Raw genomic sequence first — 14,468 nt, forward strand, 5'->3', positions numbered from 1 at the left:
GGCAATATAGTTATTCATCATTCAGCGGCGGCACGTTTTACGGTAGACACGGTAACGATCAATAATTTTAAGATCGACAATGTTCGCAGTCTTGCGGTGACATTGGTTGACAGTTTTGGTAACGGTGTTAAAGATACATCTATCGCTTTCCGTGTGATCAACGATGGCGGCGGCGGATCCATATTGAGCACCAATCCTACGCTTACGGATTCGACAGGCCGTGCCTTTGTACAATATCAATCCGGTTTGACAGTGGGTAGTAATGTTGTTACGGCACGTGCCAATTTTGGCGGGATCACATCTACGCCGGACAGTGTTGTATTTGATATAACCACGACACTTTTGGATGCGAATGCATCGTATGTGGATAGCAGTTTAGCGCCACGGGAGGTTAGTTTAGGTCAGCGTGTAGGATTTAGAGTAAGTTTTGATAATACGCAGACGTTCCCGATCAATTTGATTGGTGATTCGACGTATATTGAGTTTTATAATGATGCGAGTGGTTTGGTGTATCGTACGTATTTGGATACGAGTGTGAACCGTACGATAGGTGCAGAAGGGTTATCGCAGTTGACGTTCCGAGCGGATACGATGGATATAGGTTTAGGCCGTTATCCGTCGGGATCGAATGACAGTGCTCAGGTGGTGTTGTATGGTGTGGTATTTGATTCTTCGGCGAATGATTATGATACGGTACGTGTACGGTTTGGTAATTCGGAGATGGATACGCTGGTGGTGAAGAGTCCGGCGTTTATGGTATTGGATTCGGTGAAGATGGCGGTAACGCAGGCGGTGCAGGGCGAGGATAGTTTGCGTGTGGATTATTATGTACGCAATACGGGTGAGGTGTTAGCACGTAGTTTTGCGGTATCGGATTCGTTTGCTAATGAGGGTGTCAATGTGACGAGTGATTGGATACTGGTTGGCGGTGATAAGCCGGACACGGTGCAGGGATTATCCTCGGCGAGTTTTACGCAGTATTATCGTTTGGGTGTGAATGCACGCAAGGGTATGGTGCAGATGAGTACGCGCGTATCGGGCACGGATGGTAATGATCCGGCGCAGGTGACACGGGATACGCTTTATAATGATGACAGTGTACGGATATATCGCAAGGCACAGTTATTTGCGGTGGCGGACAGTTTTGCGGTGTACATGCAGGACACGGTGGTAACGACGCGTACGGTACGTGTGGGCGATGTGTTTGAGCTTCGTATGCGGGTGAAGACCGATAGCGGCAGTGTGGTGACGGGCCTCACACCGAGTCCGCTGACGCCGGATAGTTCGGGTAGTGCTCAGGTGACGTTGCAGAGTGGACCGGTATTGAGTAAGACACGTTTGGATTCCGGTGAAGTGAGTACGGTGGTGTGGACGTACCGTGCGGATAATACGGGACTGGGGACGCTTAATTTTAGCAGCCAGGTACAGGGTTATGATTCGACGGATAATGACAGGCTGATTGCAAGTAACACGGTAACTAGACTTTTGACGGTGCGTAGCGGAGTGGCTGATACGGTGGTGACGGCGCAGGCGTTAATTGATACGATAGAAGTATACGGCAGTACGCTGATAGGTGTGGTGGTGAAGGATCGTTTTGGTAATGTGGTGCCGGATGATACGGTACGATTTACACGCACGTTGGGTAATGTAGGATTCAATGACAGCAGCCGTAGTACGGTGGACACGCTGGTAGCGACGGATGCATTGGGCCGGGCTGCAGAATGTGGTGAAGGCGAAGCTGGTGAGTACACTGGATGACAGTGTGAACTTTACGATTGAGAGTGAGCCTCGGGCGATCAGTTATCTGACGATGGGTGTGAATACGAACTGGATAGCCGGTAACAGTGAGGCGGTGACGGTACGGGGCTATGACAGGTACGGTAATTTAGCGACCAATAGTACGAACAGTATACAGCTGAGCGGTGTGGTGACGAGTACGCTTAGGACGACACCGGCGAGCGGTGTATTGGCATTGACGAATGGTGTGGCGGTATTTACGGTGGTGGATACGTTGGCACAGGCGCTGATCCAACTCCGGGCACAGGTTCAGGGATTGGGAACGGAGGTATTGTCGCAGGCATTGAATGTGAAGCACAATCAGGCATATAAGTTTAAGGATAGTTTGATAACGATTGCCAATACGAAGATTGGCAATAGCCGCACGCTGACGGCAACAGTTCTTGACGTATATGATAATCCGGTGAAGGATACGTTAGTGACCTTCGTTGTTATTGATTCATCCGATGGCGGTCAATTGACCAGTACAATACCGGTACTTACCGACATCAACGGTCGAGCGAGCGCTGTGTATCAGACAGGAACAACCGTCGGAATTAATCGCGTGGCTGCCATTTCTTATATTCCCGGCAGTGTGATCGGTATGCCGGACAGTACGTATTTTGAACTTATTACTATACCGTTGGATGCCAACGCGCAACCTGTTGCTTCATCGTTGAACCCGACGGTTGTTTCGCGCAATCAAAATGTTTCCTTCAAATATAGTTTCACCAATACAGGTACATTCCCGGTCAACTTGATCGGTGATTCGACTTATATTCAGATTACACATACGGGCAGCGGCACATCGTATCGCACCACATTGGATACCAATGTCAATAAGACCATCGGTATTACCGGCGCAACCCAATTAACGTTCCGAGCCGATACGGTCAAATTACCATCCGGCGTTTACGGGACGGGCGGCGATAGCATGCGAATTGTACTCTACGGAACACTTTTTGACTCGGCCGCCGCAACATTGGATACCTTGAAGTTTACATTCTTTACGGATCAACTAGATCCATTGACTGTTCAGACTCCGGCTTTCCTTGTAATCGACTCGGTATTGATTGATTCAGCTTTGGCGGTGCAAGGTCAGGATAGCATACCGGTTCGTTATTATGTACGCAATACAGGCGAAGCGGATGCAATCAGTTTTACAATTACTGATTCGATCAGCAATGCCGGTGCAACTGTAACTAACGATTGGGTGCTTCTGGCAACCAACAAACCGTCAACCATTTCCGGATTGAGTTCACAAAATTTCACACAGTACTATCGCGTGAAAGGCAATGCAGTACTGGGTACGGATCGCATATCCAGTATGGTTCGAGCCGTAGACTATAATGATGCCGCGCAAATCAAGTACGATACTTTGTATACCTCTGATACATTGGGTATTCGCGTACCTGCACAACTCCAGATTACGCGCACGTATATTGATACGGTTTACAATACGGGCATCTTGAATCGTGACCAGATTGTTCGGATCAAATCACTGGTTAGAAATTTTGGTGAAGAGTCGGCTAATCTCCGCGTGCATTTCGAAAGCGACGCGGGTAATGCGGATCTCGACAGTATGTTGACGACGACGCTGAACGGAGGGGATTCGCTATGGGCCGTGTCGCGTTATTTCAGAACACGTAATGCATCCGGTGCAGAAAGTTATCGTGCTTTTGTTGATTCCGGTTACGGACTCATTTCCGGTAGACCGTTAGACATCGTTGACCCGATTTCCGGAAATCAAGTTACATTTACGCTGCAGGATTCGGCTGAACTGAAATTGAATTTATTTGTTGATATACCCGGTGACTCGCTCGAAGTGTCGGATACGGCGAATTTTAATCTGCGTGTAACGGTCACGAATATTGGTGAAGCTTCGTTAAATACGGCATTGGTTCCTGTGCGTGTCCGATTACCGATAAACAATATGTTCCGCTACCAGGCTTCACCCACATTAGATTCAGTTTATTTTGTGACGGTCGGAAGCACATTTACAATACCGATGAGTTCGTACCAAGAAACGCCGGATTATGACTCGGTAGTTGCGCTTTTGGATACCGCTAATTCCGCATTTCCATTAGACATTAATACCAATAGTAAATCCGCTATTCATAATGTGCGGGACTCGGTTTTCCTGAAAACCAGCAATACCGGAAATCTGATTGCTACGCGCATTCGTATTATAAGCCCGAATGGCGCCGTTGATGGGACGGTTTCGACATTCCAAGGATTTACAGTCGAAACGGTAGTAAAAGATCTATCCCGTCTCTCAGGTATGCAAGCGCGGATGATTTTACCAAGTGAAGGTCTGTCTACCCGCGATAGTTTAGCGCAGGCATTTATACAAAATGTAAATGATTCGGTTGTTACGACATGGCGGATATTCTCCAATACGGATAACGACAGCGTCTATCCGCTACGGGTTGTGTATTCAGGTATAGATTCTACAACCGGTGACACGGTCATAAGCGACACACTCAAACTGTCTGCGACGGTTGTACGCCGTGCAGAAATGACAACGGCACTGCGTATCACCGGGCCTGTAGGCGCATTGGATGATACACTGTCCTTCGGTCAGGAACTTAGCGTCGAAGCGACGATCCGTAATTTAGGACAAGCGGCATTCTCCGGTGCCGGTCAGATTACGCTTAATGTTCCGGTCGGATTTGATGTAGTTGCGGCTCCTAATGTATATACTTTTACACGCGATACGATTATCAACTGGACCTTACGCGCTAACGCATCCGGTTCATTACAAATGACAGCCGTGGTAAATGTATTACCCAATGACGAAAACACAGATCAACCCGTAGTTGTTTTCAGCAATGCGGATACACAAAATGTCATGGTTGTCAATCCGGCTGAAATTCTTAACGCGTCCATAACGATCCAAGGTGTTCCGGGTGATTCGGTTTCGACAGATCAGATATTTGTTGTCAGTGCGCAATTTACCCAATCGCGTTCACTCACGGCGCGTTATGCTACGATACAATTTCCTAATAACTCCGCGTATCGCCTGAAAGATGGCGAAGTAGTACTCAAACAAATATCCGATCTGGATAATATTGTCCGCTGGAGTGTTGTGGCGCCTTCATCGCTTATCATTCCGACGGATAACGAACAGATCGACTTGGCTCGGATTACATTTGTCGGCGTTGATCGTAACAACAAAGACAGCAATGTGACGGCGCAAGTTGATAAGAACTTTACTTTGCAACGTAAAGCCGTTCTGCGTTTGCGTGCTGCGATCATCGAGCCGGTAGATGCTACCGACAATTTTGTCACAAAAAATCAAACATTCCGCATACAGGCAACGGTATCCAATCTCGGTTATGCGTTACCACGCGGCCAAGGTATGTTGCTTTTGGATTCGTTAGATGCGGGCAATGGTTTGATCTTTACAGAGCAGGATGTGGCAAACCGGGATAACATTTTTGATTTTGACAATGGTGATTTTACCGCATCGTGGCTTGTTCGTGCTCCGGATGGTGTGGTTAACCATCCTTTGGTACTGCGCTTTGTTCATTTACCAACGGATACGAATACACGCGATACCGTGACAGTTGAATCGCGTTCATTCCGCCTTGCCGTTTCGACTGAAGCTAAACAACTTCGTGTGGAACGTATAGCAACGGATCCGGGTACAACGATTTACGTAAACGGTGTTGTTGACAGCATCATGGCATTGCGGTTGAAGAATAGTTCTTCCACGACCAACACCAACGGCATGATCGTTCAGGAATTTAAATTTGTAGTTGAAACTTTTGATTACAAAACGCGCACGTATAACGACACCAACTGGACTGCTTATTTCGATTCGATCACGGTGCGACTTATGGGTGAAGAAGTCAGTTTCGGTCGTGCAAACAATCTAGGTACCGATGAAGATACGGCGGTCGTCCGTGTGGACCAAAATGTAGGATTGAAGAAACTAGCTCGTGCGTTGGCTGTGGATTTAGACTACGGGTTGGCCATTCTTCCCGGAGTCGCCGAAGAAGTTGTATTCAAAGCGAGGGTAAAACCAGCTGTTGCAGGCAAAAACCCAAATTTCAGATTGATATTGGTGGGCGTGACAGCCTATGACAATGATGTACTGGGCTCGCAAGATGCCGGCATCACGGATCTTCCGCTGCTTCCTGCCGTAGATGCTACAGGCAATCTTTTGGGTTCACCGGAAGCCAATGCGGGTAATACAACGCAACAAATGGGCATACAGGATCCGGAGAACGGCGGCAAGGTTGCTCAATTTGGTAATTTCCCCAATCCGTTTGGCAGCAGCGGCAAAGAAAAGACGACTTTCCGTTTCAGAGGAACCGGCGAAAAAGCGGTTATCGAAATTTACACGTTAGCCGGTAATCTCGTAACCAAATTGACACAAAATACTGTAGACGATACACAAGTCGAAATGGTTTGGGATGGCCGCAACGGAAACGGTGAAAAAGTGCGTAACGGTGTTTACATTGCCGTACTGAAATCCGGCGGTGAAGGAAAATATACGACAAAAGTGATGGTCGTACGTTAAACTCAAAATAAATTGTTCAAAAAAATCCTGATCACTACCGGTCAGGATTTTTTGTTACCTTGCATTTCAATAGCTCGTTCTATACATTGCACGCGCCAAAAAATAAATAAGGAAAAAATATGTCCGGCGACGGTTTGACAACAAACCTCAACGATGCTCAAAAAATAGCAGTCCAAACTACCGATGGGCCGGTTTTGATTTTAGCCGGCGCAGGCAGTGGTAAAACGAGCGTTCTTACGCGACGTATTGCGTACCTTATAGCCGAAAAACAAATCAGCCCGTTTAATATTCTCGCCGTAACTTTCACCAATAAAGCCGCCGGTGAAATGAAACACCGTATCGAAAGATTAGTCGGGTATCATAGTCAAAAAATATGGATCGGCACCTTTCATTCCATTTTCGGGAAAATCCTTCGGAATGAAGCTGAAAAAATCGGTTATTCTAAAAACTACACGATTTACGATTCGGATGATCAGCTCAATTTAGTCAAAATTTCGATGGAGTATTTGGGCATTTCTCAAGAATTATATTCGCCCAATATTATCCGCGCCAAAATCAATAAAGCCAAAAATACATTTCAAAATCCATCGCAGTTTCATAAGTCGGTTGATAATCCGATGGATGAAAAGGCGGCGCTAGTTTATACGGATTATGAAAAACGATTACGGCAAGCCAGCGCCTTTGACTTTGATGATTTGATCGTAAAACCGATTGAACTTTTCCAGCAATTTCCCGACACGCTGACTTTCTATCAGGAAAAATTTCACTACATCCATGTAGATGAATATCAAGATACCAACCGGGCACAGTATATTCTTATGAAGATGCTTGCGGCCAAGTATCGCAATCTGTGCGTTGTAGGAGATGATGATCAGTCTATCTACGGATGGCGTCATGCGGACATCGGTAATATTTTAAATTTTGAAAAAGATTACCCGGAAGCCAGCGTTTACAAGCTTGAGCAAAATTATCGATCTACAGCGAATATTCTTCAAGTCGCTAACGAAGTTGTTCGTAACAATGAAATACGCAAAGATAAATCGCTGTGGACAGATAAAGCCCAGGGTAAACTGATTACGGTGTTTGAATGCGATGATGATCGCGCCGAAGCTAAGAACATCGCTCAAGTGATTCAAAAGAAAATTCAGCAGGAAAAAATTCGTTTTGCTGATTTTGCCGTTCTTTACCGTACGAATGCACAAAGCCGCGTACTCGAAGATGCGTTACGTCAAATGTCCATCGCGTATGTCATCGTCGGCGGGGTTCGCTTTTATGATCGCAAAGAAGTAAAAGATGTGATGGCGTATCTCAAGTTGATATCCAATCCGGCCGATGTCATCAGTCTTCAGCGTGTGATCAATTTTCCTGCACGCGGCATCGGTAAAACGACATTGGAAAAGCTTGAGGAGTTTTCTCAGGTGAAAAACATGCCACTCTTTGATGCGTTTCGCAATGTGCGCTCTTTCGGTGCGGGGTTGATCCAGGAGCGAACGATGGCAGCGATCGTGTCATTTTGCGAATTTATTCAGAAGTATCAGGAATTACGCACGCAGATGGGTTTTGGCGAATGGGTGCGTATATTAATAGACGAACTCGGGTTGCTTAAAATGTATCAACAGGAAAATTCAGTAGAAGCGATTTCGCGTTACGAAAATATTGTCGAATTGCTCAACGCCGTATCTGAATTTTCTATGAAATACGACGCCGAACAAGCTGAAGAACCGGTACTTGAAGCCTTTTTGAAAGAAGTGGCATTAGTTGCCGATGTAGATAAATATGATGAAAACAAAAATGCCGTTACCCTGATGACGATACACAGCGCTAAAGGTTTGGAATTCCCGTTAGTCGTAGTCGCGGGTCTTGAAGAAGGTTTGTTTCCTCTCGAGAATGCGCGCAATAATGCACGCGAACTGGAGGAAGAACGACGGTTGTTTTATGTAAGCGCGACGCGTGCGCAGAGAGAATTATATTTATCATTTGCCAAACGACGTATGCGGTTTAATAACATTTATCAAACCGATCGTTCCCGTTTTATTGAAGAAGTGCCGGCTAAATTGCTTGATTGGCAGAAAATTTCAACCTATGAGCCGCGGCTATTCGAAGGGTCGGGGAAATCCTGGCAATCCAAAAACTACTCCGGTTCTGAACGCGTTACAGCGTATGAAGACGGTCCTTCACGTGTCAAAAAATCGTTGAAAGATTTTTCAGATGAAATTGTCACATCGGCTGCGATCACTGAAACTAAATATCGTATCGGTCAGCAAGTTATCCATGCTTCGTTTGGAACCGGCACCATAAAAAACAGCGAAGGCCAAGGCGACAAACAAAAACTCACGATTCTTTTTGGAGATGGAGTAGAACGTCGTTTGATGGTAAAATACGCCAACCTAATGGTCAAATAGTGTACATACGAAAGACTATGTTATGAACATCCGTAATTCATCTATTCTGCTTACGATCATACTTTCGTTGATCCTTTCTACGCCGGCACATACACAAGTGTCGAGCGCCGATACGGATTTTTTATATGCCCGTAAGCTGTATGATGATAAGCTCTATGCGCTCGCAGCGCAGGAATTCGGAAAATTTATACGAAACTATCCTTCCGATATGCGCATCCCGGATGCCCGGTATTATTCGGGTATGGCGCAGTTTAATGAAAAAAATTATGAACAGGCGCGACGTGATTTTCAATTCCTTGCGATCGATTATCCCAAAGATAAACGTGCGCCGGATGCCTGGGCCAAGATAGCAGAATGTTATGCGGCAATGGGGGATTATTCCTCTGCGGCCAATGCGCTTACGAGTATTGCAACATTTTATCCCACCGCACCCAATGCCGTGACGTCCATTATCGAAGCCAGTGAGTATTTTATCAAAGCGGGTGATCTGCGCAGCGCTAAAGATCGTTTGCAAAAACTCATCGCCGATCGTCCCGATATTCCGGAAGCTAATGTCAGCCGCTTCAAACTGGCGATGCTTCTCAAAAATGAAAACGATTGGCCGGCCGCTTCCGGTGCACTGCAAACGGTCATTGAAAAATCAAAAGATCAGGAATTGGTGGCTTCGGCCATGTTTGAACAGGCGGGAATCGCGGATCGCCTTGGTAAATCCGATGAAGCGCGAAATGCTTATGTCCGAATCGTAACACGATACAGTAAGACCAAGGTCAACGTATATGCCTTGTTCGAATTAGGCAATATTCTATTCAGAGAACGTAATTTTATCGATGCGCGTAAAAACTTTGAAATCGTCATTTCCAATACACTTGCTCCGGAGCCACTCAAACATGCCGCGCAGATCAATCTTGGCGATATGCTTTTCGTCAATGAGAAATATACTCTGGCGCTTGATCTGTATAAACGTGTTTCATCCGAAAAAAACGATAGTCTAAATGCATTAGAGGCCAATTTTAAATCCGGTTTAGCCTCGGAAAAACTAAATCTCCCGGTCGCCGCCGGTGATTATTATTATACTATCACAGAACAATATGCCGCAGCTTTTCAAACATCCGAATTTGTCAAATGGTCGACACTCAAGTTAGCGCAAATTTCATTTCAATTAAAACGCTATAAAGAAGCGGGTCGTTATTATGAAGATTATATCACTAAATACCCTAAATCCGGCGATTTAGATCGCGTCTTATATGATCGCGGTTTATTGCTCAAAGACCGGTTAGCTGATTATGCGGAAGCATCGCGCATGTTTACGCGCCTGATCAGCGAATTTCCGAACAGTGAAAAAATAGATGACGCATACCTTGCTTTAGCGCAGTCGTTGCGTATGGATAATCAGATATCTGAAGCTCTTGATGCATTAGAGAAACTTAAAAGTAATTATCCCGGAACATTACTTTGGAATGATGCGTTGAATGAGCGCCGACGTATCGAATATTTTCATCAATACGGTAATAATACGACCACGCAAAGTATAATATATCTGATCGGCAATCTTATCGAAGATAAGCCGAAAGACGAAATCACATTTGCTTACGCGCGTTTATTTTTTGAACAACTCAAAGATTATGAGGGTGCGGCTGGGTTATTCAAAAAAACCATCCTTTCAACTAAAAACCGCGCTTTGACGGAAGAAGCTTTATTTTATCTCGCTCAAACCTATGACCGTATATCAGAAATGAAGCCAACACAGGCCGGTTATGCGGACAGCGCTGTCGGTGTGTACAAACAATTAGCCGTAGGCAAATATGCCGATGTCGCCACGTTGCGTGTCATCGAAAGCACACTGAAAACGATTAGTAATTCTACCGATCGCCAGAGAAAAGCTAAAGAGATGTACACCGGATTGCTGGAACGATTTCCCGGTTCAACGCTAAAGCCGAACATGCTCAAAGGATTGGGTGATGCGATGATGGCGCTCGGTGAATTAAAACCTGTTATTGTCCCACAGGTTCCTTTCGTTACCAAAAGTAAAGATAAATCACCCGTTACTGCAAAACCCGATTCACTGAAACCATTGAGTTCGGCGATGCAATGTTATGAAGCGATTATAAAAGATTTTCCGGACAGCCCTGTGGCCGAAGATGCGTTTTATAGTATGGCCGAAGCGTATTGGTTTTCCAAACAACCGGATTTGTATTATCAGACTTTGATCCGGTATGCGGCACAATATCCACGCGGGCGCTATATCGTCAAAACAAAAATGCTAATGGCACGCTATAAAGAGGAAAAATCTGATTATGCGCTTGCTTTGAATAATCTCAATGAGATCATCACGCATTATTTTTACACACCGTATGCCGATAGTGCAGCTCAATCCGTAGGACATAACTATCTTTTGTCAGGCCAATATACCCAAGCGATCAAAGCGTACCTTAATGCACGCACACAGGGCGAGTCCGCATTGGAGCAGATGGATATTATTGCCGCGCAACAAAAAATACATCATCCGCTTGATTACCGGTTGGCTTATTGCTACGACAAATCCGGTAATTTTACCAAAGCGGTGGAATACTACGAAGCGTATCTTTTTCCGGATAACAAAGGCGAATACGCGTTGCATGCACTGACAGCGCTTGCACAGATGTATGAGAAGAAGCAAGATTTTCAGATTGCACTGCCTTATTATCAACGTATCGCGCAGTTATATCCGGAGACCGAAGCCGGATTTAAAGCGCTGGCACGGGCATCGGAGATGTACTTCAATTCCGAGCAATACGATTCGGCAAAAGTAGCGTTTACGAAGCTAGCGTTATATACCAAAGATAAAATGCAGCAAATTGTTTTTGAGTCGCGCACGATCGTATGCGCATACCGTCTGGGTCAAATCGTCGAAACAGGAAAGTTGGAAAAAGACTTTAATAAAAAATACGAATCGGATAAAAACCTGAAACTTTTATTGTTGAATTATAACGCAGAATTTTTATTCGAATTAGGTCGTTATTATCAATACAATAAAACGCGTGCCGATTACGCTCAAGCTGTAAAAACATATACGCGTGTGATCGAAGATTATAAAACGGCGGCCATCATGCCTGAAGTTTTGTTTGAAATGGGAGTGATTAAGTTTAATGAAGGCAAGAGTAAAGAGGGTTTCGAATACTTTCAGCAAATTCCGCAAAAATGGCCGGATAGTGACATACTTCCGCGTGTCCATCTGAGAACGGCATTTGAAGCTTTTCGCCTAGAAAATGTTCAGCTCGCTGTTGAGGCCTCTAAGTTGGCGCTTCAAAATCCACGTATCAAATTAGCCGATGCCAAATTGGGAACTAATTTTTTGATCAAAGTGTATAAAGCCGCGGGATATTATGAAAACGGGTTGATGCTTATGCAGCAATATCTCGAACGTTTTCCGGACGACGATCCGGCAACGATTTGGGCCATGCGTATAGACATCGGCGCCATGCACAAAAACTTGAAGTCCTTTGATCGCGCGCTTGAGTATTTTAAAGATCTGATCAAAACGGCTTCCGGTGAAGACGAGGCGGAAATTCAATTTAATATCGCAGAAACGTATTGGGCGATGAATAATTTCGAACAGGCCTTGTTGGAATACTTACGCATCCCATATTTGACATTGGGGAAAAAATTCGATTGGTCCAGTGCTGCAAAAAGCCAAGCGGCGGAATGTTACGTGAAATTGTCCAAATACGATGAAGCTATACGAATGTATAATGATATTATTCGTGTCAATGGTCCGCAAAGCGAATACAGTGCCTATGCCAAACAACGAATCGAACAAATACAAGGCCTGAAAAAGAACTGATGATGACCGAAATTCCACGACAGGCGCGCAGCGTCGCTATTGGTGCGGCATTACAAGCGGCACGTATTATTACCGACTATTACGGGCGCGTATTTACGATTGATGCTAAGTTGCATAATGACTTTGTAACCGAAGTGGATCGTAAATCGGAAGAAGTTATCATACAGCACATTTTACGTGCTTTTCCGGATCATGCTATTTTAGCGGAAGAAACCGGTAAACATCGGAACGAAAGTCCTTTTCGATGGATTATAGACCCGTTGGATGGTACCACTAATTTTATTCACGGGATGCCTATGTTTGCCGTAAGCATTGCGCTGGAAGTGTATGGTCAGTTAGCGGTGGGCGTTGTATATGAGCCGTTGCGCAAAGAAATGTTTGTCGCCGAACGCGGTAAAGGCGCCTTTTTAAATGACCGCAAGATTCGGGTGTCTGTCACTACGGAGTATAATCGTTGTCTTTTAGCAACCGGATTTCCTTTCAAAACGTTTGATTTTATTGACGACTATCTCAATATATTTAAAACATTCATGACGCAAACGGCGGGTATTCGAAGACCCGGCTCCGCCGCATTGGATCTATGTTATCTTGCCTGCGGTCGTTTTGACGGTTTTTGGGAACTCAACCTCAATCCTTGGGATATAGCTGCCGGTACGTTGATTATACAAGAAGCCGGCGGACGTATTACCGGTTTTGACGGGCAAAATAATTTTTTATACAAAGGTCATGTAATCGGTTCCAACGGTATTTTACATGACTGGATGCTTTCGAATATTCAGAAATCACTCGGAGAGAAAATTAGTTTACTCTAAATATACATTCACTTAACTAAATGAGGTGTACTTTGAATCCAATAATGATGATGTGGTTGATGGGTGGTAATCCGGCTCCGGGCGGTGCAGCACCGAATCCTTTGCTGAGTTTTTTACCTTTTGTGTTTATCATTGCGATCATGTATTTCATGATGATTCGTCCTCAGCAAAAACGTCAAAAAGAACATCAAGCGATGGTGAGCGCTTTGGCGAAAGGGGATAAAGTAATTACGGTCGGCGGTATCCATGGTGTAGTCCAAGGTACCAAAGAGACGACGGTATTGGTAAAAATAGCTGATAATGTAAAAGTCGAAATCGAACGTTCGGCTGTAACCACCGTTGTCAAAGGTTCCGGCGAAGCATCCGCTGAAGTAAAATCGGCCGAATAACCGATTTCATTGTGAAAGTGGTTTTATACGGCGATCCCATTTTGCGCTCAGTTTGTAAACCGGTCATTGCTATTACGGACACGTTACGCATGACGATCGCGAATATGATCGAAACGATTGCTGAACACCAAGGCGTCGGTTTGGCGGCACCGCAAGTGGGCATGAGTGAACGTTTTGTCGTCATTGATCCGCGCCTAATGGATCGCACCGAAGAAGTGATCGTGATGATCAATCCGGAAATACGCGAAAGCGACGGTTCCAATGTATTTCGCGAAGGTTGTCTGAGCCTTCCCGGGATTGAGGCTGAAATAAGGCGCCCTGCGGCAGTTACAGTTAGTTATACCGATATGGATAACTTATCACAGACGAAGCGTTTTATCGGAGTAAAGGCCCGTATCGTGCAGCACGAAATAGATCATCTCAACGGTGTCTTATTTACCGATTATTTGAATCCTGTGTGGCGGTGGCATTTATTGCGAAAAGTAAAACGTCGGATTAACGGTAAGGCTTAGCTATGAAGATTAAAATCAATGGTACGGTTTACGAATTGGATTCTGTAACAACAATTGATGATGTGCTCCAACATTTTGGTGTTTCATATGCACATGGTGTCGCTGTGGCTGTTAATTACGACGTAATTTCTAAAGATCGCATTCAAACACAAACGGTATGCGAGGGCGATGAAATCGAAATCATAAGAGCAACACAGGGCGGCTAAAGCTTAGTTTATAAAACCCCGCT

The 14,468-nt window shown here is 45.1% G+C and carries 8 protein-coding genes; all 8 read left to right on the forward strand.

Going from position 1 to position 14,468, the window contains the following annotated elements; genetic code table 11:
* A partial coding sequence (locus HUU58_01535) for a hypothetical protein (protein NUN44337.1) occupies positions 1–1,758 on the forward strand: 1,758 nt, incomplete at its 5' end.
* Positions 1,742–6,304 (forward strand): T9SS type A sorting domain-containing protein, encoded by a 4,563-nt coding sequence (locus tag HUU58_01540; GenBank protein NUN44338.1) that lies wholly within the window; start codon positions 1,742–1,744, stop codon positions 6,302–6,304. The genes HUU58_01535 and HUU58_01540, both read left to right, overlap by 17 nt.
* 119 nt (positions 6,305–6,423) lie before the next feature.
* A complete protein-coding gene (locus HUU58_01545; GenBank protein ID NUN44339.1) occupies positions 6,424–8,706 on the forward strand; it encodes a UvrD-helicase domain-containing protein in 2,283 nt (760 codons plus the stop codon).
* A gap of 22 nt (positions 8,707–8,728) precedes the next feature.
* The gene (locus HUU58_01550) at positions 8,729–12,526 is read left to right on the forward strand and encodes a tetratricopeptide repeat protein (protein ID NUN44340.1); all 3,798 of its coding nucleotides are present in this window, start codon (positions 8,729–8,731) and stop codon (positions 12,524–12,526) included.
* 2 nt (positions 12,527–12,528) lie between these two features.
* Positions 12,529–13,338 carry an inositol monophosphatase gene (locus HUU58_01555; GenBank protein NUN44341.1) on the forward strand — a complete coding sequence of 270 codons (810 nt, stop codon included), beginning with the start codon at positions 12,529–12,531 and terminating at the stop codon, positions 13,336–13,338.
* Between the two features lie 50 nt (positions 13,339–13,388).
* The gene (gene yajC, locus HUU58_01560; protein NUN44342.1) at positions 13,389–13,727 is read left to right on the forward strand and encodes a preprotein translocase subunit YajC; all 339 of its coding nucleotides are present in this window, start codon (positions 13,389–13,391) and stop codon (positions 13,725–13,727) included.
* Between the two features lie 11 nt (positions 13,728–13,738).
* Positions 13,739–14,239, forward strand: a complete 501-nt coding sequence (gene def, locus HUU58_01565) for a peptide deformylase (GenBank protein ID NUN44343.1) — start codon at positions 13,739–13,741, stop codon at positions 14,237–14,239.
* A 2-nt stretch (positions 14,240–14,241) separates the two neighbouring features.
* Positions 14,242–14,445, forward strand: a complete 204-nt coding sequence (gene thiS / locus HUU58_01570; GenBank protein ID NUN44344.1) for a sulfur carrier protein ThiS — start codon at positions 14,242–14,244, stop codon at positions 14,443–14,445.
* The last annotated feature ends 23 nt before the right edge of the window (positions 14,446–14,468 follow it).

The organism is bacterium, from assembly GCA_013360215.1.
GTDB lineage: Bacteria > CLD3 > CLD3 > SB21 > SB21 > JABWCP01.

Bases quoted from the DNA above. Each gene is read 5' to 3' on its own strand.
- HUU58_01545 (NUN44339.1), top strand. From the start codon at position 6,424: ATGTCCGGCGACGGTTTGACAACAAACCTCAACGATGCTCAAAAAATA.
- thiS (NUN44344.1), top strand. From the start codon at position 14,242: ATGAAGATTAAAATCAATGGTACGGTTTACGAATTGGATTCTGTAACA.
- HUU58_01550 (NUN44340.1), top strand. From the start codon at position 8,729: ATGAACATCCGTAATTCATCTATTCTGCTTACGATCATACTTTCGTTG.
- yajC (NUN44342.1), top strand. From the start codon at position 13,389: ATGTGGTTGATGGGTGGTAATCCGGCTCCGGGCGGTGCAGCACCGAAT.
- HUU58_01555 (NUN44341.1), top strand. From the start codon at position 12,529: ATGACCGAAATTCCACGACAGGCGCGCAGCGTCGCTATTGGTGCGGCA.